Consider the following 24,285-nt stretch of genomic DNA (forward strand, 5'->3'; position numbering starts at 1 on the left):
CGGGCGCGTGGAGGAGGCAGGGCAGGTGTGGTGGTGGAGCGCGGTGCGGCTGGCGGTGGTCGGTGCGGCGGTGGGGCTGGTGCTCTACCTGGTGGACCGGCTGGTGGACGCGACGACCCGGCGGCTGTCGGTGACCGCCGGGACGGTGCCGCAGGTGCTGCGCGGGTGCCGGAAGCCGATCCTCGCGGTGGCGGCCTGCGGGCTGCTGCTGGCCGCGATGCCGTGGGTGCGGGCCCCGGGCGGGGTCGGACACCTGCTGGTGCTGGCCACCATCGGCTCGTGCGGCTGGCTGGCCGCCCGGGCGGCCGCGCTGGTGCTGGACGGGGCGGTGCGGCTCGCGGTGCGCCGCCGGGACGCGGCCTGGGCCGGGCGGGCCCGCACCCAGGCCGGGCTGCTGGGGCGGATCCTGCAGGCGGCGATCGCGCTGCTGGCGCTGGCCGCGATGCTGATGACCTTCCCGGCGGTGCGGGTGGTCGGTACCAGCCTGCTGGCCTCGGCCGGACTGGTCGGCGTGGTCGCGGGCATCGCCGCGCAGAGCGCGCTGTCGAACCTGTTCGCGGGCATCCAGATGGCCTTCGGCGACCTGGCCCGGATCGGGGACGTGGTGGTGGTCGGCGGCGAGTGGGGCACCGTCGAGGAGATCACCCTGACCGCGGTGGTGATCGCCACCTGGGACCAGCGGCGGATCGTGATGCCGATGTCGTACTTCGCGGGCCGCCCGTTCGAGAACTGGTCGCGCCGCTCCGACCGGATCACCGGCACCGCGCTGCTGCACCTCGATCACAGCACGCCCGTCGGCCTGCTGCGCGAGGAGTTCGAGAGCTACCTGGCGAAGAACCCGCGCTGGGACGGCGAGGGCAGCGCCCTCCAGGTCGTCGACACCACCCCCAGCACCCTGGTGGTGCGCGCACTGGCCACCGCCGCCAACGCGGGCGACGCCTTCGAGCTCCGCTGTGACCTGCGCGAGCACCTGGTGGGCTTCCTGCGCGAGCACCACCCGTACGCGCTGCCCCGGGTCGCGGTGACGGCCGCGCCCGGCGAGCGGCGGGACGAGCGGACGGACGAGCGGACGGGACAGGGCGAGCGGGCGGGCGGGCGGACCGGACAGGGCGAGCGGACGGGGGCGGAGCAGCGCACGGGGGCGGAGGGCTGAGCGCCGTCAGTGCGGCAGGTCGGCGGGGCCGATCCGGCTGGCCCGCCGGGTGCCGTTACGGCGCAGGGCGCCGGGCGGTTCGGGCACCCCGGCGGCGGCCGCCGCCAGGATGGCGTCGGGGTGGGTGAGCGCGCCCCACCAGGCGGCGCCGTCGTCCTCGGCGTCCGGGCCGGCCTCCGGATCGGTGCGCAGCCAGGCCGCCGCGGCGGGCAGCAGGACGTGTTCGCCGGGCAGCAGTCCGGGCAGCGTCCAGCGCAGCGCGCACCGCTCGTACAGGTAGTGCTCGCCCCAGTCGAGGGCGTTGCGGTACACCGCCTCCCGGTACCCGGCCCAGCGGGTCGGCACGTCCGGGTCCCCGCCCGCGCGCACGCAGATCGCCTCCGGGTCGTCGCCGGACAGCGCGAACTCGAAGCCGCCGCCGAGGACCTCCAGCGAGGCCACGGCCTGGGTGCCGTTGTAGCCGGCCGAGGTGCCGGGCGGCGGGCCGGTGAGCGCGGCGGTGAACACCGGGCGGTGCACCTCGCGGCGGGCGTGCAGGCACCACAGCGCCCCGCAGGCCGCCTCGGCGGGGCGGGCGAAGCCGACGGACTCCGGGGCGTACCCGGTGACCAGCAGCTCCAGCTCGGCCCCCGGCCCGGACCAGCGGGCGACCAGCGCGCCGGACGGCAGCCGCCACAGCCGGTCGGGCCGCCCGGGCAGCGGGACGCCGTCCAGTTCGGCGGTGAACGCGAGCGGGCCGAGCGGCGTCGCGAAGTCCGGCGCGGCGGCCGGGAGGACGGGGGTGCGCCGGAGGTGCGGCAGCAGCAGGGGGTTCACCGGGCCGGGCTCAGACCGGCTCGCGGACGATCCACAACCGGGTGCCGGTGTGGCTGGGGCCGGGGATGAGCAGGTAGACGAGACGGCCGCCGCGTTCGCGCTCCACCTTCGCCACCCACCAGGACACCGAGATCACGCCGCAGGCCGCGCCCGCCAACAGCATGCCGCCGGGCATGCCGTCCCGAGTGCCGAGCCAGCCCATGAACAGCATGAACAGGACCAGGGCGCCGGTCACCTGGCGCGTCGGCAGGTAGGGCTCGGGCTCCCCGGGAAGCAGTCCGAACCTCGCGGGGAGGTCGTCCAGTGGCTTCGCCAGCCGCTTGGCGAAGTAGCGGGCCCACCACCACACGCTGAACAGGAAGGAGGCACCGAAGAACGCACCGGCGAAGGCGACGCGTGTCGCGAGCCCGTACCGGTCGGACCACAGGAAGGCCGGCAGGCAGCTCACCAGGGACACCAGGAGGAACAGCCCGCTCATGGTGCGCAGGAAGTCAGTGGCGTGCACCAGGCGTTGTTTTCTCTCCATCGAAGCCCCCAGGCTCGAACGCGTTCGGTCGCGATCGGGCGGCATCGTAGCGCCTGGCGGGTGCCCGCGGGTCAGAGGTAGTCCTCCAGGCGCGCGATCGCGAAGCCCTGCGCGGTGGCGGCGTCCACCACCCGGCGCAGCATGTCCGGCATGGTGCCCTTCCAGTCGGCGGCGGGGGCGCGGAAGTGGGTCAGCACGATGTCGCCGGGGTGGAACACCTGGTCCGGGTAGCGCCACTCCAGGTGGTCCGGGAACGCCTCCTCGTTCCACAGCGGGAAGGCGGTGACCCCGCAGGAGGCGGCGGTGCGCAGCGCGGCCTCGGTGTACTCGCCGTACGGGGGGCGGAACAGCCGGGGGCGGGTGCCGGTCTCCTGCTGGAGGCGGTCCTGCTGGCCGCAGATCTCGCGCTGCAGGGCGTCGGCGCCCAGCCGGCGCAGGTCGGGGTGGGTGAGGGTGTGGTTGTCGATGCCGACGCCGTGGGACTGCAGGCCGCGGAAGTAGCCGTAGTCGGAGCGGGCCAGGTAGTCGGAGAGGAACACCGTCATCGGGACGCCCAGTTCGGCGGCCATCGCGGCGAACTGCGGGTCCTTCTCGGCGCCGTCGTCCACGGTCAGGAACACCACCCTGTCGGTGGTCGGGACGCGGTAGACCACCGGCGGCAGGCCGGGCGCGCGCTTGACGCCGGGACCGTCCGCCAGCTCGGGCTTGGCGGCGGGCGGGGCCGGGGCGCGCAGCGGGAGCGCGGCCAGGCCCCAGCGCTGGGCGGCGGCGAGGGCCTGTTGCAGGGCGAGCTCGTGCTCGGCGACGGCGAGGCGGCCGTTGGCCTCCTGCCCGAGCGCGGCCTGCGGGCGGGCGGCGAGCAGCGCGGCGAGCGCCTCCCGCACGGCGGCGTGGGCGGCGGCGGGCGGGGCGGCGGGGGTGGAGGAGCGGGCGGCCCCGGGGGCGGGGTCCTGGGGGCGGAGCGCGGAGCAGCCGACAACGAGGGTGGCGAGCGCGGTGAGGGCGGCCAGGCCCCGGCGGTTGCGGCGGCCCCGGCGGTGGCGGCGGCCGGGGCGGGGGCGTGCGGTGGCGCGGGTCGTGCGGGAACCGGGCGGGACGGAGGGTGTCGGCATACCGGCCGATGATCCCCTTGTCATGCTTGTCGTACTCGACACGCCGTTGCCGGTCACCCGGACGGACCGGCGCCGTCCCCCGTTTGACGCGCCCCAGGCGGCGGCGTACGGAGAAGAACATGTGCCCGGGTGTCCCGGCGGACCCCAGCGGCCCGCCACCACGCACCGGCCCCCCGCCCGGCGACGCGCACCGGCCCCCCCGCCCGGCGACGCCCGCCCCCGCCGGGACCCGGCTGCCGCCCGGGGCCACCCTCGTCCTCTAGACCGACGGCCGGGTCGAATCCGCCACCGCGACGCTCTCCGAGGGCGTCGACCGCCTCCGCACGGCCCTCGCCCACGCGCCCACGCTGGAACTGGAGCCGCTCACCGACCTGCTGGTCGGGCAGGCGCGGCACGACGGGTGGCGGGTGGACGACGTGGCGGTGCTGGTGGCGCGGCTGGGGGAGGCGAAGTGAGCGGGGCGGTCGATGGCGGGGCGGGGGTCAGTGGGGGTGGACGAGGTGGCAGGCGTGGGCGAAGACGACGGCTTGGACGCGGTCGCGGAGGGCGAGTTTGTGCAGGACGCGGCCCAGGTGGGACTTCACGGTGGCTTCGGCGAGGTGGAGGGCGGCGGCGATCTCGGCGTTGGAGCGGCCGTGGCCGACCTCGACCAGGACCTCGCGTTCGCGGGCGCTGAGCAGGGCCAGCCGGGCGTGCCGCTCGGCGGTGTCGCGGGTGGGCAGGTGGGGGCGGAAGTCGTCCAACAGGCGGCGGGTGATCCGGGGGGAGAGGGCGCCCTCGCCCGCCGCCACGTTGCGGACGGCGGCGAGCAGCTCCTCGGGCCGGGTGTTCTTGAGCAGGAAGCCGGCGGCGCCGGCGGCCAGCCCGGCGAAGGCGTACTCGTCCAGGTCGAAGGTGGTGAGCAGGAGGACCCGGCTGCGCGGGGCGAGCCGGACGATCTGCCGGGTGGCCTCGATCCCGTCCGTCCCGGGCATCCGGACGTCCATCAGGACGACGTCGGGGCGCAGCTCCCGGGTCAGCCGCACCGCCTCCGCGCCGTCCGCGGCCTCGCCGACCGGGGCCAGGTCGGGCTGGACCCCCAGGATCGTGGTGAAGGCCATCCGCAGCAGGGCCTCGTCGTCGGCGACCAGCACCCGGACCGTCACGCGGGCACCCCCCGGCGGTAGCCGGTGAGCGGGAGGCGGGCGTGCACTTCCCAGCCGCCGCCGGGCCGCGGCCCGGCCCGCAGGGTGCCCCCGTGGGCGGCCGCGCGCTCGCGCATGCCGGGCAGGCCCCGGCCGGGCGGACGCGGCGGGGCCGGGACGGTCGCGGGGTCGGTGACGGCGGGGTTGTCGTCGGTGACGCGCACGGTGACGGCGGCGGCCGAGCAGTGGACGCGGACCGCGGCGCGGGTGCCGACGGGGGCGTGCTTGAAGGTGTTGGTCAGGGCCTCCTGCACCAGGCGGTGAACGGTCAGCTGGACGCCGGCGGGCAGGCGGACGCGGGCGTCGCCGTCGCCGTCGCCGTCGTCGTCGATCTCGACCCGGACCGGCAGTCCGGCGGCGCGCATCCGGTCGGCCAGCGCGGCCAGTTCGGCGAGGCCGGGCAGCGGGTGGTTCGGTGCGGTCGGTGCCGTCAGGTCGTCTGGTGAGTTCGGTGAGTCCGGGGCGTCGGGCGCACCGGTGCGCAGCAGGCCGAGTGAGCGCCGCATGTCGCTGAGGGCCTGCCGTCCGGTCTCGGCGGCCCCGCGCAGGGCGGTGGTGGCCTTCTCGGGGGAGCGGTGCTGGGCCTGCAGGGCGGCGTCGGTGAGCGCGACCATCACGGACAGGTGGTGGGTGACGATGTCGTGCACCTCGCGGGCGATCCGGGCCCGCTCCTCGGTGACGGCCAGCCGGGTCTGCTGCTCCTGGCGCTGGGCGGCGAGTACGAGGTGGGCCCGGGCGGTCCGGGCGCGCCGGCCCAGGGTGGCGACGGCGAGCACGGTCGCGCTCAGGGCGACGAAGGGGGCGAGGAACGCGCCCGGCGCGGCCCAGCGCAGGCAGGCCAGCAGGGCCCCGCCCTCCGCGACGGCGCAGGCGGTCAGCGCGGCCCGCCGCCCGGCCTGCCCGGCCACCGCGTACAGGGCCACCAACAGGGCGGCGTCCGCAGGCAGTTGGACGTCGGCCAGCCACTGGAGCAGCGCCGCCGCGGCCACCGCCCCGAACACCGCGCGCGGGGCCCGGCGCCGCCACCGCAGCGGCAGCACCAGGGCGCAGGTGAGGCCCGCGACCACCGGGAGCCGCCCGGCCGGCCAGGTGGCGGCGGCGTGCAGCAGCAGCGCGGGCAGCAGCAGTAGCGGAAGCAGCAACTCCCTTGCGGGATCCGGGAGTCGGGGGAGGTGGTGGCGCGGCGAGTGGGCTGCGTCCGCCTCGGTCATGGCGGGTTCCTGTCGGTCGGTCGGCGGGGCGGCTTCGGCCCGGTGCTGCCACGCTAGGCGGCGGTGGCGGCGGTGCGCATGAGTCCGCCGTCGGAGCGGGGCGGGGCCGGGTACGACCGCAGGAGGAGGGGCGGTACCTTCCCGGGTCGCAGGGCGGGGGCCGGGCGGGCGGGTCCGGGTGCGACCGGGGTGGCAGCGGGGAGGCTACCGGCGGGCGATGCGGCGGGGGGCGGCGCGCTCCGAGGATGGCGGGGTGACCGAGACGATCGCGGGGCCCTCGCTGTCCCCACTGGAGTTCCTCGCCGTACTGGCCGCCGCCGTCCTGGTGGTGGCGCGCTGGCTGCCCCCGGCCGCCCGCTCGCGGACCGCCGTCGGAGCGGCGGCGGTCTTCGCGGCGTCCGCCGCGCTGCTGGGGGTGACGGGGGTGCGCTGGCAGCTGTGGCCGGTGCTGGCGGGCGGCGGCGCCGTGCTGCCGTTCGCGCTGGTCCCGCTGGTGCGGCGGCGGGGATCCGGCCGGGCGGCGCGGCGGGCGCCGTGGTGGCTGGCGCTGCCGGGGGCGGCGGCCTGCCTCGGGCTGGTCGCGGCCGGGCCGGTGGCGGCGTGGGCGTTCCCCGCGCCGGTGTTCCCCGCGCCGTCGGGCCCCTACGCGGTCGGCACCCGGGTGCTGCAGTGGACCGACCCGGACCGGCCGGAGACCTTCACCGCCGACCCGGACGACCGGCGCACCCTCGTCGTCCAGCTCTGGTACCCGGCCCGGGAGAGCCCGGCGGGCACGCCGGGCGCGCCCTACCTGGGGCGCACCGGGGCGGAGGCGCGCACCGTCGCCGGGGCGCTCGCGGCCGGGGCGGGCCTGCCCGGCTTCCTGTTCGACGACGCGGCGCGGGCCCGCGGCCGGGCGGTGGCCGGTGCGCCGGTGGCCGACGGGGCGGAGCGGTTCCCGGTGGTGCTGTTCTCGCCCGGATCGGGCGGGGCGCGCACCCAGAACACCGCCTGGGCCCAGGAGTTGGCGAGCCACGGCTACCTGGTGGCGGCCCTGGACCACCCGTACGACAGCGCCGCGGTGGTCCTCGACGACGGCCGCACCGTCCGGTCCGCGACCTCCTCCACCGGGGACCGGGACGCCGACGAGGAGCTCGCGGCCGACTGGACGGCGGTCCGGGCCGCCGACCTGGGCTTCGTGCTGACCCGGCTGGAGGGGCTGGACCACGACGGCGCCGACCCGCTGGCCGGACGCCTGGACACCGGCCGGGTCGCGGCGGCCGGGCACTCGATGGGCGGCGCCGCCGCGCTCCAGGCGGCCCGCCGGGACGCCCGGATCGGCGCCGTGATCGACCTGGACGGCTTCCCGCACGGCCCCGCCGCGCCGGAACTGCACCAGCCGGTGCTGGCGCTCGTCCAGGAGACCACCCCCGACACCGACCCGCGCTACCCGCCCCGGCTCGCCGCGGCGCTGGCGGCCGACACCGCGCCGACCTACCGGCTCACCGTCCCCGGCGCCGCCCACCTCAGCTTCACCGACGCGCCCCTGTACCTGCCGCCGGTGCCCTCGCTGGTCGGCTCGCTGGGCCGCACCGGCGCCCCGCGCCTGGTCGCCGCGGCCACGCTCGCCTTCCTGGACGCCACCCTGCGGCCCGCCCCCGGCGGCGACCCGGCCGGCCCGCTGTCGGCCTACGGCGCCCTCACCGTGCACCGGCCGGGCACCGGCTGACCGGTCGTCAGCGGTCCTCGTCCGACCGGCCGTCCGGCTGTTCGTCCGGCTGTTCGTCTTCCGGCTGCTGCTCGGCGGGCGGGGCGGCGGGCAGGGCGGCGGCCGCGCGGTGGACCTTGGCGAGGGCGCTCAGCAGGTGGCGGCGCTCCTCGGGGGTCAGGTCGGCGGTGACCCGTTCCTCCAGCAGGCGGCGTTCGGCCTCGACGGGCTGCTGGAGGGCGCGGCCGGCGTCGGTCAGCCGGAGGCGGACCAGGCGCTGGTCGCGTTCGTCGCGGGTGCGGGTGAGCAGGCCGGCGGTGGCCATCCGGGTGGCCATCTTGACGACGGTGGGGGTGGTGACGCCGAGGGCGGCGGCGATCTCGCCGGGGGTGCGGCCGTCCTGCTCCCACAGGGCGGCGAGCAGCAGGTTCTGGCCGAGGTGCAGCCCGTGGCGGCGCATGCCGGCCTCGGCGGCGGCCCGGAGCACCTTGGAGGTCCGGCCGTGCAGGTCCAGGAATTCGGGCATGGCGGGCCTCCGCTCGGTGCCCGGCGGGCACCGAAGGTCGATTGACGGCTAATCAGTTCCCGGCTAACGTTCCCGCCGTGAGATCGATAGACGGCTAATGTCTTCGGGGGGAACGATGATACTGGTCACCGGTGCGACGGGGAACGTCGGCCGCGAACTGGTCCGGGCGCTCGACGGGAAGGGCGCCCGGGTGCGCGTCCTGGTCCGCGACCCGGCCCGGGCCGCCGCGCTGCCCGCCCGGATCGAACGCGCCGTCGGCGACCTGGGCGAACCCGCCACCCTGGCCCCGGCGTTCGAGGGCGTCGAACGGCTCTTCCTGCTCACCCCCGGCCTCGGCGCCGAACACACCGCCCACGCCGTCGCCGCCGCCCGCGCCGCCGGGGTGCGGCACCTGGTGCACCTCTCCTCCGCCAACGTGCTCGGCGACCCGATGCCCGCGATGGGCCGCTGGCACCACGCCCGCGAGGAGACCGTCCGCGGCGGCGGCGTCCCGTTCACCGTCCTGCGGCCCGGCGGCTTCATGACCAACGCCCTCGAATGGGCCAGCACCGTCCGCACCGGCGGCTACGTCCTCGACCCGGTCGGCCCCGGCCGCCTCGCCCCGATCGACCCCGCCGACATCGCCGACGTCGCCGCCCACGTCCTCACCGGGGACGGCCACCTCGGCCGGTACTACGCGCTCACCGGCGGCGAGGCGCTCACCGTCGCCGAACAGGTCGCCCTGCTCGCCGCCGCCACCGGCCGCCCGATCGAGGTCCGCCCCGCCGCCACCCCCGAGGAGGCCGTCCGGGCCCGCTTCCCGGCCGGCGCCCCCGCCCCCCTCGCCGCGGCGATCACCGAAGCCTTCGCCCTGCTGCGCGCCGACACCACCGGCTTCCGCACCGACACCGTCGCCCGCCTCCTCGGCCGCCCCCCGCGCACCTTCGCCGCCTGGTGCGCCCGCCACGCGGCCGCCTTCCGGTAGGCCCGGCGGTGGCGGTGGGCCCCGGCGGCCGACCGCGACGAACGTCGGTGCGCGGCGTCGACTTTCGGGGGCAGCGGGCCGGGCGCGGGGGTGGCTAGGGTCGCGGGGTGAGGACGCGGACGTGGTGGGGACGGCTGTTCCCGGGGCCCTGGCGGTGGTGGACGGCCGTCCGGGAGGTGCTGGGCGGGCTGCTGGTGTGCGCGCTGGCGGCGCTGCTGCAGGCCGGCGACAGCGGCGGGTGGCCGTCGGGGCTGGTGGTGGGGGCCAGCGCGGTGCTGTACGCGCTGCGGCGCGGGCTGCCCGGGCCGGTGCTGGTGGTGGCGGCGGCCGGGGTGGGCGGGCCGTCCGGGTTCCTGCCGCTGCTGGTCACCGCCGGGTACTCGGCGGGCCGGCGGCTGAACCGGCCCTGGCGGGCCCCCGCGGTGCTGGCGCTCGGCTTCCCGGCCACCCTCGGCGTCGCCCTGCTGCAGAACCGGCGCGACCACTTCCCGCTGCCCGTCCTGCTCGGCCTGTGCGTCGCCGGGTACCTGCTGGTCGGCGTGCTGCCCGCGGTCATCGGACGCTACCGGGCCCAGCGCGTCGCCCTGCTGGACAGCCTGCGCGAACGCAACGAGCAACTGCTGCGCGAACGCGTGATGATCGCCCGGCAGGCCCGGCTGCGCGAACGCCACCGGATCGCCCAGGACATGCACGACAGCCTCGGGCACCAACTCGCCCTGATCGCCGTGCACACCGGCGCCCTGGAGGTCGACCGGACCCTGGGCGAGCAGCAGCGCGAGGCCGTCGCCGTGCTGCGCCAGGCCGCCACCGGCGCGATGCGCGAACTGCGCGAGGTGGTCGGCCTGCTGCGCGAGGACGCCGCCACCGCCCCCGGCGGCGTCGACGCGATCGAGCGCCTCGCGGCCGCCTCCGGCGCGGCCGGCACCCCGATCGAACTGCGCCACGAGGGCGCCGCCCGCCCGCTGGCCGCGGCCACCGGCCACGCCGCGTACCGGATCGCCCAGGAGGGCCTGACCAACGCGCACAAGCACGCCCCGGGCGCGCCGATCACGCTGACCGTCCGGTACGAACCGGACGCGCTGGTGGTGGAGGTGGCCAACGGCCCCGGCGGGGACGGCGCGGCGGCGGTCTCCGGCGGGCAGGGCCTGACCGGGCTGCGCGAACGGGCCCGGCTGCTGGGCGGGATGGTGCACAGCGGGCCGCAGCCGGGCGGCGGCTTCCGGCTGGCCGGGATGCTGCCCTACACCCCGGAGGGGGCCCGGGCCGCCGTCCCCGACGACGAGGAACTCGCCCTGCTGTCGGCCGACTTGGAGGAACCCGGCAAGCGCCGCCGTCCCGCGCTGGGCTGCGCGCTCGGCGCGCTCGGCGTGCTCGGGGCGGTGGCCGCGGTCGCCGCGGTCGGCGCCATCGTGTTCGTCAGCTCGCTGCGGGACGCCACCGTGGCGGTGAAGCTGTACGACTCGATCGAGGTCGGCCAGAGCGAGGAGTCCGTCAACGAACGCCTGCCGGTCGGCAGCGACTTCCTGACCGGCGACTTCCACCGGATCGGCCCGCCGGTGCCGGAGGGCGCGCACTGCCGCTGGTTCGCCAGCGACCGCGGCAGCGGGACGGACGGCCAGGACGTGCTGCGGTTCTGCTTCAAGGACGGCCGGCTGGTGGAGAAGCAGCACTTCCGTGGGAAGGTGTAGGACGCACTGGGGACGAAGGGACGCGCGGTGATCCGGGTACTGGTGGCCGACGACGAGCCGTTGATCCGGGCCGGGATCCGGATGATCCTCACCTCGGCGGAGGACATCGAGGTGGTCGGCGAGGCCCCCGACGGGGCGCAGGCGCTCCGGCTGGCCGCCGAACTCGCCGCCGACGTCGTGCTGCTGGACATCCGGATGCCGGTGATGGACGGGCTCAGCGCGCTGGCCGAACTGCCCCGGGCCGCGCCGGGCGCCCGCGCGATCGTGCTCACCACCTTCGGCGAGCGGGAGAACGTGCTGCGGGCGATCACCTCCGGCGGGGCGGGCTTCCTGCTCAAGGACACCGCGCCCGGCGAACTGATCCAGGCCGTCCGGGCCGCCGCCACCGGCCACGCCTTCCTCTCCCCGGCCGCCGCCCGGCACATCGTCGACAGCCTCGCCGACGGCCCGGCGGCCGCGCGCGGCGAACGGGCCAGGCGGCGGCTGGCCGTGCTCACCGCGCGCGAACGCGCCGTGGTCGATCTGCTGGGGGAGGGCCTGTCGAACGCCGACACCGGCGCCCGGCTGCACATGAGCGAGGCGACGGTGAAGACCTACGTCAGCCGGATCCTCGCCAAACTGGACTGCGAGAACCGGGTCCAGGCCGCCCTGCTGGCCCGCGACGCGGAACTCTGACGGTCCGTCAACTCCATTCGGGCGAAAGGGAGATGCCCAACTGGGCGGCCCGCTCCGTGTACGCCTTGCGGATCCGCCGCAACGCCTCGGGGCGGAACGGGTCCTGGGCCGGGATGGCCGCCGCGGCGGCCAGCGCCTCCTCCATCAGGACGAGTTGCAGGTCCGGCCGGAGCAACACCGGGTAGTGGTTGGTCAGTTCGATCGCCGCCAGCGCCAGCCGCGGCAGGTGCGCCGCCGGGTTCTCCCGGGCCAGCAGGCGGTGCGCCCGGTACGCCTGCCACGGGGTGGGCGGCTCGCTGCCGGCCAGCAACACCCGGGCCCGCAGTGCGAGTTCCTGATCCACGCGTGAGGACACATGACTCCCATCGATCTCGTCCAAGGGGGAATGCGGACGAGTCTGCGGCCCACCGGGCGTGCCGGACAAGGGCGGAGGGATGTGCGCTCGCTCCTACCGGAAGCGGCCGTGAACAGGCAGAATGGGGGTCGATACGCTGCCGGGAGGGTCTCAGACGACGGGCTCGGCGGGCTCGGCGGGCGCTGCGGCGGCAGCCGCGGCCAGTCGCTCGCCGATCGCGTCGACCTCCGCCGACAACTGGGCCCGCAGCGCGGGCAGCAGGGCGAGCGCCGCCCGGGCCGCGTCCGGGTCCGGCTCCGGGTCGCGGTGGGCGGCGGTGACGGCGGCGCGCAGCGGCAGCACGGCCAGCGCGGTCTCCCACGCGGTGCGGTGCACGCCGGTGGCGTAACGGGACGTCAGGTACTCCAGCGGGGCGAGCGCCAGCGCGTCCCGGTCAGCGGGCCCGGCCAGCCGGTGCTCGGGCAGCAGCCAGGCCACCCCGTCCCGCGCGACCAGGTCGAACGCCCGGGACAGGTCCGGGGCCGCCGGGCCGCGCGCCGACTCGGCGGTGGCCGCCGCCAGCAGCCGCTCCAGCATCGCCGCCTCGCGCGGGCCCTCCGGCCGGTCCGGGTGCTCCTGCCCGGCGAGCAGCTGCTCCAGGTGGTAGCGCTGGCCCCAACTGCCCACCGAGCGGTGCATCGCCCCGGCCCGGGTCTCCCGGATCGCGGCCAGCACCAGCGCCCGGGTGGTCAGGTCCCGGCGCACCGCGAACGCCCCGGCCGCCCCGTCCGGGAACAGCCGCCCCAGCGCGGAGCGCACCGCGTCCACCGTCGGCCCGTCGTACCACCGCAGCGTCCAGCGCGGCCCGGCCGACCCGGGCTGCGGCTCGTACTGCGGTTCGAACGGGACGCGGAACAGCACCGACAGCCGGTCGGCGATCCGGCGGGCCCGCGGGCCGCGGAGCGGCTGCGCCGGCGCGGGGGAGGACGGCGGAGCGGACACGGGCGCGGGCGAGGCGGCGCGCTCCGGGGTGCGTTCGGGGGTGCCCATGGCGGGAGACTAGCCAGGCCCGGCCCCGGCGCCGGGCGACGCGCGGGGCGGCTCAGCCGTTCGCCGCAACCCGCGGGCGGCGGCGGTCGGGGCCCGCGGGCCCGGGGCGGGGGCCGATCCTCCGGCGGGGGACGGGACTTGGGGAGCGCTCAGCCGGTGGTGGCCGCCTGGAGCGGCTCGCGGCGGACGGCGGGAGGGGCGGCGGGGGCGGGGTGCGGGGCACTCGACCGGTCGGCGGGAGCGGTGAACTCGATCGCCCGCAGCCGGGCGGCGGCCGCGCGCGGGAGCAGCACGGCGGAGGCCACGTCCGGCGGGAGCGGGCCCTCGGCGGTGGCCAGGGCGCGCAGGGCGGCCCAGGCGCGGCGGTGGCGGGCGAAGGCGTACCGGGAGACCCGGCGGCCGCGGCGGCGCTGCCCGTCGGCGGCCTGCGCGGGGCTGGCGTCCAGCAGCAGCAGGTGCAGCCGGCGGCCCTGCCGGGCGGCGGCCCGGGCCAGTGCCCGGCGCACCCACGGCAGGGTGCCGCAGTCGTGCACGACCAGCGGGCCGCCGGCCCGGACCGCCGCGCGCAGCCGCAGGTAGTGGGCGAGCCGGACCAGCGGCCGGTACAGCGCGTACGGGACGCCGGGCAGCGCGCGGGCGAAGGCGGCCCGGGTGTGCTGGGAGTCGATCACCGCGGCCCGGGCGCAGCGCCGCATCAGGGTGCTCTTCCCGCTGCCGGGCAGGCCGGAGACCACCAGCACGTCGTCCGCCGGGTAGGCCAGCCGGGCCGGGGCGGGGCGTCCGGTCAGGTCGTGCCGGTCGTGCGGGCGCAGCAGCGGGTGCACGCGGTCCTCCTCAAAGAGTGTGCCAAGGGGGCGTCATGTGAACGTCATGCCCGGGGGATCCGGTTCCAGGCGTGCGGCGACCCAGCTGTGACGCGGCTGTTTCCGTTCCCGGACACCCTGGGTGAAATCCGGCGGATGATCCGTGGCAGGGTGGGCGGATGCGATTCTCCCCGGGGCAACTCGCCCGGGGCGCAGGGGAACCGTGGGAAAGATGGGGTGGGGGCACGTGGGGCACATGAGGTTCTGCTTCCTGGTCGAGGAGCACTACCGCAACGACGGGATGCCGCTGGCCGTGGTCGAGCACCTGCGGGTCACCGGCCACCGGGTGGACGTGCTGCGGCCCGGTGCCGACCTGCTCGACCTCGCGAAGCTGGTGCGCAGCGGCAAGCACGACGCCTGGGTGCTGAAGACCGTCTCCGGCGGCCCGGGCCTGGGCCTGCTGGAGTCCGCCGCCGCGGCCGGGCTGACCACCGTCAACGACGCCCGGGCGATCCGGCCGGTCCGCGACAAGGCGCGGGCCGCCGTGGTCGCCGCGCTGCACGGCCTGCCGATGCCGCGGACCTGGGCCGCCGCCGACCCGGCCGCGTTCGCCGCGATCGGCGCCCGCCGCTACCCGCTGGTGGTCAAGCCCGCCGACGGCTCCTCGGGGCGCGCCGTCCACCTGGTCGAACGCCCGGAGCAGCTCGCCGGGTTGGCCGCCCCCGCGGACGGCGGGCTGCTGATCGCCCAGCCCTACGTGCCCAACGACGGCTGCGACCTGAAGGTGTACTGCGCGGGCGGCGAGTTCTTCGCCACCCGGCGCACCTCGCCGCTGCACCCGCACCACCCCGCCGTGGAGCGACCCGTCCCGCTGCCGCGCGAGGTCGCCGCGCTGGCCGCGCAGGTCGGCGAGGTGTTCGGCCTCGACCTGTACGGCCTGGACGTGCTGATCGGCCCGGACGGCCCGGTGGTCGTCGACGTCAACGACTTCCCGAGCTTCCGCCAGGTGCCGCGCGCCGTCGAGCGGGTGGCCGACGCGGTGGTCCGGCTCGCCCGCACCGGCTCCTCCTGGCCCACCCCCGGCGCGGGCCCGCTGCTCACCGACGCCGGAGTCGCCGGATGAGCCCGTCGGCACCGCTGCGGATCGCCCTGATCGCCCGCGAACCGGACCACCCGCTGCTCGCCGGGGCGCGCCGACTCCTGGAGTCCGAAGGGCACTTGACGGTCGGCCCGGACGAACCGGCGGACGTGGTGCTGCTCAAGGCCCGCGACGCGCGGTCGCTGCGCCGGGCCGAGCGGTACCAGGAGACCGGCACCCCCGTGCTCAACTCCGCCGCCGCCACCGCCGATTGCCAGGACCGGGCGCTGATGGAGCGCACCGCCCGGGCGGCCGGCCTGCCGTTCGCCCCCACCCTCGCCACCGGTGTCCTCGGCGAACTCCGCTGGGACGGACCGGTGGTGGTCAAGAGCCTGCGCAGCCGCAAGGAGGACCTGGTGGCCCGCGCCGACACCCCCGGCCGGTGGCGCGAACTCGTCGCGCTGTGGCCCGCCGAGCAGGTCCTGCTCCAGCGCCCGGTGGACGGCGACGGCTGGGACCGCAAGGTGTGGGTGGTCGGCGGCGAGGTCTTCGCCGAACAGCGCCGCTCCGAACTCGCCCCGGGCGACCCCGCCCGCCGCCCCTGGGCGCCCGACGAGCGGGAGCGCGCCCTCGCCCTCGCCGCCGGGCCCGCCTTCGGCCTCCAGGTGTACGGCGTCGACCTGCTGCCCGGCCCCGACGGCCCCGTCGCCGTCGACGTCAACGCCTTCCCGGGCGTCCGCCACCAGCCGGGCGCCCCGGCGGCGCTCGCCGCGCTCGTGCTGCGCACCGCCCGCCGCTGAGCGGGCCCCGGGCGCACCGGCTGCCGCCGAGCGGGTCCCGGGCGGGGCGCCCCCGGCGGGTCCGCGCGCCGTGACCTGCCGGTTCCGGACCTATCGCATTCGCACCCCGTGGGTCCACCCCGCCCCCGGCGTCTGCGAGAATCGGCGACGGAGATCCGGACGAGGAGGAGCGCGGTGCGCGAGGAGGAACCGCGGTCGCGGCTCCCGCAGCTGAGGCTGGACGAGCTGCTGGCCGAGCTGCAGGCCCGGATCGACGTGGCCCGGGGCACCCGGGACCGGGTGCACAGCCTGCTGGAGGCCGTCCTGTCGGTCGGCCGCGAGCTGGAGCTGACCCAGGTGCTGCGCCGGATCGTGGAGGCCGCGGCCGTCCTCGCCGACGCCAAGTACGCGGCGCTCGGCATCATCGGCCCCGACGGCGACACCCTCTCCCAGTTCATCACGGTCGGCCTGAACGAGGAGGAGATCGCCCGGATCGGCCCCTACCCCACCGGGAAGGGCCTGCTCGGCGAACTCATCCGGCACCCGCACCCGCTGCGGCTGGAGGACCTCAAGCAGCACCCGGCGTCCACCGGCTGCCCCGCCCACCACCCCGAGATGCGGACCTTCCTCGGCCTGCCGGTGCGGGTGCGCGACGAGGTGTTCGGCAACATCTACCTGACCGACAAGCGCGGCGCCGCCGGGTTCGACGACGACGACGAGTCGGTGATCGCCACCCTCGCGGTGGCCGCCGGGGTGGCCATCGACAACGCCCGGCTGTACGAGGAGGCGCAGCGCCGGCAGCGCTGGCTGACCGCCACCGCCGAGATCAACCGCAGCCTGCTGTCCGGTAGTTCGCGCACCCAGGTGGTGGAGCTGATCGCCCAGCGGGCCTGCGACATCTCCGGCGCGAAGCTGGCCGACGTGCTCACCGCGCTGCCCGACGGGGCCGGTCTGCGGGTCGAGCTGGCGTTCGGCGGGGACGTCAACGGGCGGGTCGGGGTGGAGGTGGCGCTGGAGGGCACCCTCTCCGGCGCGGCCTGCGCGGCGGGCTTCCCGGTGACCTCGCCCGACCTGGCGGACGACCCGCGCTTCCCCGTCCGGGTGTCGCGGTTCGAGGGGCTGGGCCCGGCCGTCGCGGTGCCGCTGGGCCGGGCCGAGGGCCACACCGAGGGCGTGCTGCTGCTGGTGCGAGGCAGCGGCGGGGCCGAGTTCACCGAGCGCGAGATCGACCCGCTGCTGGGCTTCGCCGACCAGGCCGCGCTCGCCCTGGAACTGGCCGAACGGCGGCGCGACGCCGAGCAGTTGGCCGTCCTGGAGGACCGCGACCGGATCGCCCGGGACCTGCACGACCTGGCCATCCAGCGGCTGTTCGCGACCGGCATGACGCTGCAGAGCGCCTCCCGGTTCATCGACCACCCCGGGGCCGCCGACCGGGTCCTGCGGGCCGTCGGCGACCTGGACGAGACCATCAAGATCATCCGCTCGACGATCTTCGGGCTGCGGGTCCGCGAGGCCGGCGCCGGGCAGGGCCTGCGGGCCCGCGCCGTGCACGTGGTCGAGGAGGCGCAGGCCACCCTCGGCTTCGCGCCCCGGCTCAGCATGGAGGGCCTGCTCGACACCGACGTGCCGCCCGCCGTCGCCGACCACCTGGTGGCCGTCCTCGGCGAGGCGCTCAGCAACGCCGCCCGGCACGCGAAGGCCGGCCGGGTCGAGGTCACCCTGCAGGCCACCGGCGGCCGGGTCGCCCTCACCGTCCAGGACGACGGCGTCGGCATCCCCGCCCAGGGCCGCCGCAGCGGCCTGCGCAACATCGAGGAGCGCGCCCACGCCCTCGGCGGCGCCCTCACCGTCACCGCCCCGCCGGCCGGCGGCACCGTCCTCAACTGGACGGCCCCGCTGGGGCACTGAGGCGGCGCCCGGCGGGGACCGCACCCGGTGCGGGGGCGGTGCGGGGGCGGGACGGGGCGGGCGCCGGGGGAAGCCCCGCCCCGGCCGGTCCGGCGATCCGGCAGTCCGGGGCGGGGCGGTTCGGGGTGGGCCAGCCCGGTGCGGGTCAGCCCGGTGCGGGTCAGCCCAGTGCGGCCGCCTTGCGGAGCAGGACGGCGCGTTCGCGGGCGTTGCGGCACAGCCGGGCGGCGAGTTCGAGCTCGGTGCGGGCCTCGGCGGTGCGGCCCAGGCGGGTCAGCAACTCGCCGCGGACGCCCGGCAGCAGGTGCGAGCCCGGCAGGCGGTCGGCGGCCAGCAGTTCGTCCACGAGGGCCAGCGCCTCGGCCGGGCCGCTCGCCATCGCGACCGCCACCGCCCGGTTCAGCTCGACCACCGGGGACGGCGCCACCCGCCCCAGCGCCTCGTACAGCAGCACGATCCGCTCCCAGTCGGTCTCCGCCACCGACGGCGCCACCGCGTGGCAGGCCGCGATCGCCGCCTGCAGCCCGTACGGGCCCAGGCCGCGCCCGGCGGTGGTGGCCCGGCCCAGGGCGGCCAGGCCGCGGCGGAGCGCCGAGCGGTCCCAGCGGGTGCGGTCCTGGTCCTCCAGCAGCACCGCCTCGCCGTCCGGGCCGGTGCGGGCCGGGAACCGGGCCGCGGTCAGCTCGAACAGGGCCAGCAGGCCGTGCGGTTCGGGTTCGCCGGGCAGCAGCGCGGTCAGCGTCCGGGCCAGCCGGAGCGCCTCGTGGGCCAGGTCCGGGCGCAGCAGGTCGTCCCCGCCGGTCGCCGTCGAGCCCTCGGTGAACACCACGTACAGCACGCTCAGCACCGCGCCCAGCCGGGCCCGGCGCTCCTCGGCGGGCGGCAGGGCGAAGGGGACGCGGGCCGCGGCGATGGTCTTCTTGGCCCGGGTGATCCGGGCCTGCACGGTCGGCACCGGCACCAGGAAGGCCCGGGCGATCTCCTCGCTGGACAGGCCGCTCACCACGCGCAGCGTCAGCGCCACCCGGGCCTCCGGGGAGAGCACCGGGTGGCAGGCGGTGAACACCAGCGCCAGCACGTCGTCGTCGATCCGGTCCGGGTCCCAGGGCGGTTCGTCCGGGGCGGCCTCGGTCACCTCCGCGGCGAGCAGGCCGTAGCGCTCGTCCAGCGCCGTGCGGCGGCGGAAGGCGTCGATCGCCCGCCGCCGCGCGGTGGTCAGCAGCCAGCCCAGCGGGTTCGCGGGCGCGCCGTCGCGGGACCAGGCCACCAGCGCCTCGGCCAGCGCCTCCTGGGCGACGTCCTCGGCCAGGGCGAAGTCGCCGGTCCAGCGGGCCAGCGCACCGACGATCCGGGCGGACTCGATCCGCCAGACCGCGGCGACGGCCCGCCGGGCCGGCTCGGTGACCGCCCCCGCGTCCGGCGGGCCGCCGTCGTCGGTCGCGGGCATCAGAGCTGACCGGTCCGCTCGCGCCACGCCCGCTCCAGCGCGATCCACTCGTTGTCCTGCGGGAACTCGTCGATCGACGGGACGCGGCGCACCTCGCACTTGGCGCCCGGCAGCGCCGGGAGCCGCTTCGCCCACTCGACGGCCTCCTCCTTCGAGGCCACGTCGATCAGGTAGAAGCCGCCGAACAGCTCCTTGGTCTCCCCGTACGGGCCGTCGGTGACCACCGGCGCCTCGCCGTCGTAGTCCACCACCACGCCCTGGGCGGGGTCGTCCAGGCCCTCGGCCGCGATCAGCACGCCCGCCCGGATCATCTCCTGGTTGACCCGCCCCGTCGTCTCCAGCATCTCCTCGAAGGGCGTCTCGAACATCTTCGCCAGCGTCTCGTCCGTCGCCCGCATGATCAGCATGTACTTCGCCATCGTCCTGCTCCTCGCTCCCGGGATCCGCTTCCGGACCCTCTTCTATCCCAAGGTCGAACGGCGCGGGGGCGGATCGACACCGGCGGCCGGGAATTTCCCGGATCCTTCCGGCGGGTGGACCGACCTGGGGGTGGAGGGCACCTGCGGGGGTGCGCGGAGCGGCCGGACGTCCTGCGGCCGGGGCGGGCCCGGGCCGAGGGTCAGCGCTTCGTGGTCTGCGGGGCGCCCGGGCGGCCGGTGGCCGGGTCGAGGACGAAGACGGTGCTCTCCTCGTCCGAGGTCACCGTGATCCGGTCCGGCCCGGACCACACCGCGTCCTGGTAGAAGCCGTGCCCGCTGCCCTCCCCCCAGATGCCCAGCTCCCAGTGGCGGGCGGACCAGCCGGTGCCGGTCACCACCTCCACCTGGTAGAGCGGGTCGATCGAGAGGGCGACGTCGGTCACGGTCAACGCCCGCTCCGGGCGGTCGGGGTGGGGCTTCCGGGCCACCGGCCGTCCGTCACCCTCGAACACCATGCCCAGGAGGACGTACGGCACCGAGACGGCGATCAGCCCCACCAGGCCGGCGGCGCAGCCGATCTGCGAGAACCTGGTGCGGAACTCCAGCTCGACCACCAGCGAGACCACGACCAGCACCACCGCGCCGCCGAGCAGTTGCACCGGGTGGTCGAACCTCCGCTCCAGCTCCACCAGCCCGCCCGAACGGGCGCCGGACCGGCCGAGCAGGAGGCCCAGGAGGGCGAGCAGCGCCAACCCCCGAAGCAACCAGGCGATTTGACGGCGGCGGCGCAGTGCCATCGGATTCCCTCCCATGATCGTTCCCGCGGACTGTACTACCCGCCGTGGTGGCGCGGGGCGCCGGGGTCAGGGGCCGGGCCGCTCCTCCTGGTGCAGGTCGAGGGCGGTCAGCAGGTGGATCGCGGCGTCCGCCCAGCGGGCGGGCAGCGGGTCGGCGGCCAGCGTGTCCAGCAGGGCCGCCCCGGTGCGCAGGCCGGTGCGGCGCAGGTGGGCGGAGGCCGGGGCGAGGTGGTGCGGCAGGGCGGTGTCCAGGCCGGTGCGGGCGAGTTCGGCCAGCGCGGTCCGGGCCGCGGTCAGCGCCTCGGTCAGCGGGTCGCCGCCGGTGGGCGGCAGGGCGGTGAACGGGTGCGGGTCGCCCTCGGCCGCCAGGTCCGGGTGGACCAGCCCGGCGGCGGTGCGCACTGCCAGCGGGTCGAGCACCGGACGGCCCGCCGCCTGCCGCAGCAGGCCGCTGACGTGCGTCACCGTGCCGGACTCCAGGGCGGCGGCCAGCGCGTCGATCCGGCCCGGGCAGAGCACGTCGTGCTCGGCGGCGACCAGCACCGCCGTCCCCGCACCGTCCCGCAGCACCGCCTCCAGGCGCTGCCGGGCCGGGTCGTAGCCCAGCGGGCCGACCTCCGCGACGGCCAGCACGTGCGCGTTCTCCGCCTCCACCCGGGGCCGCACCAGCCGGGGCGGGCGCCCGCCCAGTGCGCGCAGCCGGGCCGCCGCGTCGTGCAGCAGCACCGGTGCGGGCAGCGAGGCCCAGGCGTCGCCGAGCGGGGTGATGCTGGTGGAGGCGATCCGGCCGCGCTCCACCGTGACGGTCCGCCCGGCGCTGCGCGAGAGCGACTCGCTGACCAGGTTCGCCCCCGCCAGCGCCCGCACCGAGTGCCCCAGCAGCCGCCGGGCGGCCAGTTCGGCACCGGTCGCCCCCCGGCCCTCCGGCAGCGCCCACTGCTTGCGCAGCACCAGGACGATCCCGGCGTCCGGCTGGGCGAGGTAGACCTCCGTGCTCCGCTCCCGCTCGCCCCGGCCGGAGACCCGGCAGCCCAGCGCGACCAGCCGGGTGCGGCGCAGTTGCGTGACGGCGCTCTCGCCGGTGCCCAGCGCCAACGGCCGGTCCGCGGCCCGCGCCCGGGCCAGCAGCTCGGCCAGCAGCCCGGCGACCCGGTCCGGGTCGTAGCGGGTGTCCCGGTCCGCGTACGCCTGGGCCTGGTCCCGCAGCTCGGCCGCCGCGGCGGCCGGCCAGTGCGCCGAGGCGGACGTCAACCCGGCCTCGACGCGGGCCAGTTGCGCCAGCAGCACCGGGCCGCTGCGGGCGGTTCCGGTGCGCAGCAGCTCCTCGACGAGGGTGGTCACCGCTGCCATCGGGTCCGCTGCGGCGGCCCGTCCGGCGGTCGGTTCGGCGGTCGGTTCGGCGGTGCCCTTCGCGGCGCCGGTCCTCGTGGTGCCGGTCGGCTCGCCGCCCATGGTGCGGGTCGCCCCGGACGGGGTGCCGTCCTGTTCGGCCGCCCGGAAGGCCCAGGCCGCCAGGGTCACCATCTCGCCGTGCCGGGCCGAAGTCGCCCCGCTCAGCGCGAAGTTCAGGCTGTGCGGGACGGGGAAGCGGACGGTGCAGCTCGGCAGCTCCACCGAGGGGGCCGGATGCTCGGCGTCCATCCGCTGCACCGCCGCCCGCACCCCCCGCTGCCAGGCCCGGCGGGCTGCCGTCAGGGCCGGGCGGCCGAACGCGGCCAGCAGCGCCGCGTCGTCGAACTCGGCCGGGGACCACGGGAGTTGCTCCGCTCCGGGGATGCCCGCGGCCGTCCCGTCCAGGAGCGGCGGGGGCGGCGGGGGCGCGGACCCGGCCCGGTCCGCTGTCTGCGTCTGCGTCTGCGTTTGGGTCTGGGCCGAGGCCGAGGCCGGTGCCTGCGTCTGTGCCTGGGACCGGGCCGCGGCCTGGTAGGCGAGGACCAGCCCCACCAGGTGCCGGCACACCCCCGGCGCCGGGCAACTGCACGTCCCCGCCTCCAGCGGGACCCCGGCGGGCAGCGCCGACCGGCTGCCGTCCGGGAACGACGCCGACACCTCGCCGTCCGCGCCGAGCGCCACCGACGCCCCGGCACCCGACTCCAGTTCGCGGGTCGCCCGCTTCACCAGGCCGCGGTTGGCCAGCGCCGCCAGTGTGTCGGCGTCCAGCGCCAGCAGGTCGGACCGGGTCGCGCTCACCGGCCCACCTTCTCCGCCACGAAGGCCGCCAGCTCGCCCGGCGTCATCGCGCCCACGTGCGCGCCCAACCCGACCAGCCGGGACGCCAGTTCACGGTCGTACACCGGATTCGCCTCCTCGTCCAGCGCCGCCAGCCCGAGCACCGTGCTGCCCTGCTCGACCAGCTTGCGCACCCCGTGCAGCAGGCGGCCGGTGTCGCCGCCCTCGTAGAAGTCCGTCACCAGCACCACGATGCTGCGCCGCGGGTTGTCCAGCAGCCCGGCCCCGTAGTCCACCGCCCGGGCGATGTCGGTGCCGCCGCCGAGCTGCACCCGCATCAGCAGCTCCACCGGGTCCGCCACGTCCTCGGTCAGGTCCACCACCGAGGTGTCGAACGCCACCAGGTGGGTGCGCAGCCCCGGCAGGTTCCACAGGCAGGCCGCCGTCACCGCCGAGTGGATCACCGAACCGACCATCGAGCCCGACTGGTCGACCAGCAGCACCAGTTGCCAGCGCTCCAGGCTGCGCCGGGTCCGCGAGTGGAAGTACGGCCGCTCGATCAGCAGCCGCCGCCGCTCCGGCTGGTAGTGCGCCAGGTTCGCCCGCACGGTGGAACGGAAGTCGAAGTTCCGGGCCAGCGGGACCAGGCTGCGGCCCGGCGCCCGCGCGCCGGTGAACGCCCGGCGCACCTCGGGGCGCAGCCTGGCCAGCAGGTCGCGCACCACCGCCTCGACCAACTTGCGCGCCAGCGAGAGGAGTTCGGGGTTCATCAGGTGCTTGGTGCGCAGCACGGCGCGCAGCAGCGCCGGACTCGGCTCCACCCGGGACAGCACCTCCGGATCGGTGACGATCTCGTCGATCCCGTAGCGCTCCACCGCGTCCCGCTCCAGCCGCTCCACGGTCTCCTTCGGGAACAGCCGGTGCACGTCCTCCAGCCAGTCCACCGGCGTCACCCGGGACGCCTCGCTGCCGCCACCGCGCGCATTGCCGTGCGAGCCGCCACCGCCCGTCCGGCGCACCCCGCGCCGGTTCGCCTCCGGGTCGCGCCCGTACAGCCACTCCAGTGCGGCGTCCCGCTCGGCGGCGAGCTGCCCGAGGCCACCGGTGCAGCGCTCGGCGGCCGCGCCGAGGATCAGCCGCCAGCGCTCCAGACCCTCGTCGGGCAGGGCGGCGGTCGCGGGGGGCCGGGTGGCGGGTGCGGCCGCGGTCGGTTCCGGGGCGGGGGTCGCGGTGACCAGGGCGGGGGTCGCGGCGTCCGGGGCCCTGTCCGGGGCGGGGGCGGCCGGGGCCAGGCCGTAGGCGGACAGCAGGTCGGTGACGGCGAGTTCCAGACCGGCGGCGCGGGCCAACAGGGCCGGGTCTGCGCTGGTGCGCAGCAGGCCGCGGGCCGAACCGGTGCGGCCGCGGCGGGCCAGCAGGCGCTGGGCGATCCGCTCGCGCTCGCGCGGCGGGAAGTAGCCGAACGCCTGGCGCAGCGCGGGCAGGCCGTGCAGGAAGTCGGCGGCGGGCAGGCGAGTGACGATCCCGTCCAGCGCGTCGAACAGCGACGCGTCACCGGCCGGGTCCAGGGTCGGGCCGGTCAGCTGCTCGCGGGCCAGCACGAACAGCCCGGACAGCCAGTCGCCCAGCCGCTCCGGCTCACCGGCCAGCGCCCGCGCCTGCCGGGCCGCGCTCTCGGCGGCATCGGCGTTCTCGGCGCCGTCCTTCCGCCCGGTGCTCTCGGGCCGCCCGGTGTCCTTGGTGCCGCTGGTGTCCTCGCAGCCGCCGGTGTCCCCGGCCTGGCTGGTGCCTTTGGCGCCGCCAGTGTCCCTGGTGCCCTCGGTTTCCCCGGCCGGGCTGGTGTCCTCGCTGCCTTCGGCGTCCCCGGCCTGGCTGGTGCCTTTGGCGCCGCCAGTGTCCCTGGTGCCCTCGGTTTCCCCGGCCGGGCTGGTGTCCTCGCTGCCTTCGGCGTCCCCGGCC

The 24,285-nt window shown here is 77.3% G+C and carries 22 protein-coding genes; 8 read left to right on the top strand and 14 right to left on the bottom strand.

Features of this window, described 5'->3' with window-relative positions:
- Positions 1 to 7: 7 nt before the first annotated feature.
- Positions 8 to 1,153, top strand: a complete 1,146-nt coding sequence (locus ABD345_RS30005) for a mechanosensitive ion channel family protein (protein ID WP_344556671.1) — start codon at positions 8 to 10, stop codon at positions 1,151 to 1,153.
- 6 nt (positions 1,154 to 1,159) lie between these two features.
- Here the strand turns inward: ABD345_RS30005 and ABD345_RS30010 are convergent, their stop codons facing one another.
- The 5 genes from ABD345_RS30010 to ABD345_RS30030 form a co-directional block, all read right to left on the bottom strand.
- Positions 1,160 to 1,969, bottom strand: coding sequence for a hypothetical protein (locus tag ABD345_RS30010; RefSeq protein WP_344556672.1), 810 nt, complete (start codon positions 1,967 to 1,969; stop codon positions 1,160 to 1,162).
- 10 nt (positions 1,970 to 1,979) lie between these two features.
- On the bottom strand, positions 1,980 to 2,474 hold the full coding sequence (locus ABD345_RS30015; RefSeq protein ID WP_344556673.1) for a hypothetical protein: 495 nt from the start codon (positions 2,472 to 2,474) through the stop codon (positions 1,980 to 1,982).
- 92 nt (positions 2,475 to 2,566) lie between these two features.
- Entirely contained in the window at positions 2,567 to 3,607 is a 1,041-nt protein-coding gene (locus tag ABD345_RS30020) for a polysaccharide deacetylase family protein (protein ID WP_344556674.1), read from the bottom strand.
- A 482-nt stretch (positions 3,608 to 4,089) separates the two neighbouring features.
- On the bottom strand, positions 4,090 to 4,752 hold the full coding sequence (locus ABD345_RS30025; RefSeq protein ID WP_344556675.1) for a response regulator: 663 nt from the start codon (positions 4,750 to 4,752) through the stop codon (positions 4,090 to 4,092).
- Positions 4,749 to 6,002: a sensor histidine kinase gene (locus tag ABD345_RS30030; protein WP_344556677.1), complete on the bottom strand. Its 1,254-nt coding sequence runs from the start codon at positions 6,000 to 6,002 to the stop codon at positions 4,749 to 4,751. The genes ABD345_RS30025 and ABD345_RS30030 overlap by 4 nt, the downstream gene beginning before the upstream one ends.
- 253 nt (positions 6,003 to 6,255) lie before the next feature.
- On the opposite strand from ABD345_RS30030, the gene ABD345_RS30035 reads away from it, so the two are divergent.
- Complete coding sequence (locus ABD345_RS30035) at positions 6,256 to 7,710, top strand: alpha/beta hydrolase family protein (protein ID WP_425556887.1); 1,455 nt, start codon at positions 6,256 to 6,258, stop codon at positions 7,708 to 7,710.
- A 7-nt stretch (positions 7,711 to 7,717) separates the two neighbouring features.
- Here ABD345_RS30035 and ABD345_RS30040 read toward each other — a convergent pair whose 3' ends face one another.
- On the bottom strand, positions 7,718 to 8,215 hold the full coding sequence (locus tag ABD345_RS30040; protein ID WP_344556681.1) for a MarR family winged helix-turn-helix transcriptional regulator: 498 nt from the start codon (positions 8,213 to 8,215) through the stop codon (positions 7,718 to 7,720).
- Between the two features lie 115 nt (positions 8,216 to 8,330).
- Here ABD345_RS30040 and ABD345_RS30045 point away from each other — a divergent pair, with 115 nt between their 5' ends.
- The 3 genes from ABD345_RS30045 (at position 8,331) to ABD345_RS30055 (ending at position 11,542) form a co-directional block, all read left to right on the top strand.
- Positions 8,331 to 9,179, top strand: a complete 849-nt coding sequence (locus ABD345_RS30045) for an NAD(P)H-binding protein (protein ID WP_344556683.1) — start codon at positions 8,331 to 8,333, stop codon at positions 9,177 to 9,179.
- A 107-nt stretch (positions 9,180 to 9,286) separates the two neighbouring features.
- Complete coding sequence (locus ABD345_RS30050; protein ID WP_344556684.1) at positions 9,287 to 10,867, top strand: sensor histidine kinase; 1,581 nt, start codon at positions 9,287 to 9,289, stop codon at positions 10,865 to 10,867.
- Positions 10,868 to 10,894: 27 nt separating this feature from the next.
- Entirely contained in the window at positions 10,895 to 11,542 is a 648-nt protein-coding gene (locus ABD345_RS30055; RefSeq protein WP_344556685.1) for a response regulator transcription factor, read from the top strand.
- Positions 11,543 to 11,549: 7 nt separating this feature from the next.
- Here ABD345_RS30055 and ABD345_RS30060 read toward each other — a convergent pair whose 3' ends face one another.
- The 3 genes from ABD345_RS30060 to ABD345_RS30070 form a co-directional block, all read right to left on the bottom strand.
- Positions 11,550 to 11,885 carry a hypothetical protein gene (locus ABD345_RS30060; protein WP_344556686.1) on the bottom strand — a complete coding sequence of 112 codons (336 nt, stop codon included), beginning with the start codon at positions 11,883 to 11,885 and terminating at the stop codon, positions 11,550 to 11,552.
- Positions 11,886 to 12,047: 162 nt separating this feature from the next.
- Positions 12,048 to 12,926, bottom strand: a complete 879-nt coding sequence (locus ABD345_RS30065; protein WP_344556687.1) for a hypothetical protein — start codon at positions 12,924 to 12,926, stop codon at positions 12,048 to 12,050.
- Between the two features lie 149 nt (positions 12,927 to 13,075).
- The gene (locus ABD345_RS30070) at positions 13,076 to 13,750 is read right to left on the bottom strand and encodes an AAA family ATPase (protein ID WP_344556688.1); all 675 of its coding nucleotides are present in this window, start codon (positions 13,748 to 13,750) and stop codon (positions 13,076 to 13,078) included.
- 235 nt (positions 13,751 to 13,985) lie between these two features.
- On the opposite strand from ABD345_RS30070, the gene ABD345_RS30075 reads away from it, so the two are divergent.
- From ABD345_RS30075 to ABD345_RS30085, 3 genes are all read left to right on the top strand, one after another.
- Positions 13,986 to 14,852 carry an ATP-grasp domain-containing protein gene (locus tag ABD345_RS30075; protein ID WP_344556715.1) on the top strand — a complete coding sequence of 289 codons (867 nt, stop codon included), beginning with the start codon at positions 13,986 to 13,988 and terminating at the stop codon, positions 14,850 to 14,852.
- On the top strand, positions 14,849 to 15,607 hold the full coding sequence (locus tag ABD345_RS30080; protein WP_344556689.1) for an ATP-grasp domain-containing protein: 759 nt from the start codon (positions 14,849 to 14,851) through the stop codon (positions 15,605 to 15,607). The genes ABD345_RS30075 and ABD345_RS30080 overlap by 4 nt, the downstream gene beginning before the upstream one ends.
- 174 nt (positions 15,608 to 15,781) lie before the next feature.
- Positions 15,782 to 17,494, top strand: a complete 1,713-nt coding sequence (locus ABD345_RS30085) for a sensor histidine kinase (RefSeq protein ID WP_344556690.1) — start codon at positions 15,782 to 15,784, stop codon at positions 17,492 to 17,494.
- 160 nt (positions 17,495 to 17,654) lie between these two features.
- Here ABD345_RS30085 and ABD345_RS30090 read toward each other — a convergent pair whose 3' ends face one another.
- The 5 genes from ABD345_RS30090 to ABD345_RS30110 form a co-directional block, all read right to left on the bottom strand.
- Positions 17,655 to 18,941, bottom strand: coding sequence for an RNA polymerase sigma factor (locus ABD345_RS30090; protein ID WP_344556691.1), 1,287 nt, complete (start codon positions 18,939 to 18,941; stop codon positions 17,655 to 17,657).
- Positions 18,941 to 19,360 carry a YciI family protein gene (locus tag ABD345_RS30095; protein ID WP_344556692.1) on the bottom strand — a complete coding sequence of 140 codons (420 nt, stop codon included), beginning with the start codon at positions 19,358 to 19,360 and terminating at the stop codon, positions 18,941 to 18,943. The genes ABD345_RS30090 and ABD345_RS30095 overlap by 1 nt, the downstream gene beginning before the upstream one ends.
- Positions 19,361 to 19,560: 200 nt before the next feature.
- Positions 19,561 to 20,157 carry a hypothetical protein gene (locus ABD345_RS30100; RefSeq protein ID WP_344556694.1) on the bottom strand — a complete coding sequence of 199 codons (597 nt, stop codon included), beginning with the start codon at positions 20,155 to 20,157 and terminating at the stop codon, positions 19,561 to 19,563.
- Positions 20,158 to 20,223: 66 nt separating this feature from the next.
- Positions 20,224 to 22,347 (bottom strand): hypothetical protein, encoded by a 2,124-nt coding sequence (locus ABD345_RS30105; protein WP_344556696.1) that lies wholly within the window; start codon positions 22,345 to 22,347, stop codon positions 20,224 to 20,226.
- Positions 22,344 to 24,285 (bottom strand): DUF5682 family protein (locus ABD345_RS30110; protein WP_344556698.1); only part of this gene is annotated, 1,942 nt, incomplete at its 5' end. The genes ABD345_RS30105 and ABD345_RS30110, both read right to left, overlap by 4 nt.

It is taken from the genome of Kitasatospora saccharophila, from assembly GCF_039529925.1.
Lineage (GTDB): Bacteria > Actinomycetota > Actinomycetes > Streptomycetales > Streptomycetaceae > Kitasatospora > Kitasatospora saccharophila.

Excerpts from the sequence above, each read along its gene's own strand:
- ABD345_RS30095 (WP_344556692.1), bottom strand. The coding sequence starts at position 19,360 with ATGGCGAAGTACATGCTGATCATGCGGGCGACGGACGAGACGCTGGCG.
- ABD345_RS30030 (WP_344556677.1), bottom strand. The coding sequence starts at position 6,002 with ATGACCGAGGCGGACGCAGCCCACTCGCCGCGCCACCACCTCCCCCGA.
- ABD345_RS30040 (WP_344556681.1), bottom strand. The coding sequence starts at position 8,215 with ATGCCCGAATTCCTGGACCTGCACGGCCGGACCTCCAAGGTGCTCCGG.
- ABD345_RS30065 (WP_344556687.1), bottom strand. The coding sequence starts at position 12,926 with ATGGGCACCCCCGAACGCACCCCGGAGCGCGCCGCCTCGCCCGCGCCC.
- ABD345_RS30100 (WP_344556694.1), bottom strand. The coding sequence starts at position 20,157 with ATGGCACTGCGCCGCCGCCGTCAAATCGCCTGGTTGCTTCGGGGGTTG.
- ABD345_RS30090 (WP_344556691.1), bottom strand. The coding sequence starts at position 18,941 with ATGCCCGCGACCGACGACGGCGGCCCGCCGGACGCGGGGGCGGTCACC.
- ABD345_RS30045 (WP_344556683.1), top strand. The coding sequence starts at position 8,331 with ATGATACTGGTCACCGGTGCGACGGGGAACGTCGGCCGCGAACTGGTC.
- ABD345_RS30075 (WP_344556715.1), top strand. The coding sequence starts at position 13,986 with ATGAGGTTCTGCTTCCTGGTCGAGGAGCACTACCGCAACGACGGGATG.
- ABD345_RS30080 (WP_344556689.1), top strand. The coding sequence starts at position 14,849 with ATGAGCCCGTCGGCACCGCTGCGGATCGCCCTGATCGCCCGCGAACCG.
- ABD345_RS30020 (WP_344556674.1), bottom strand. The coding sequence starts at position 3,607 with ATGCCGACACCCTCCGTCCCGCCCGGTTCCCGCACGACCCGCGCCACC.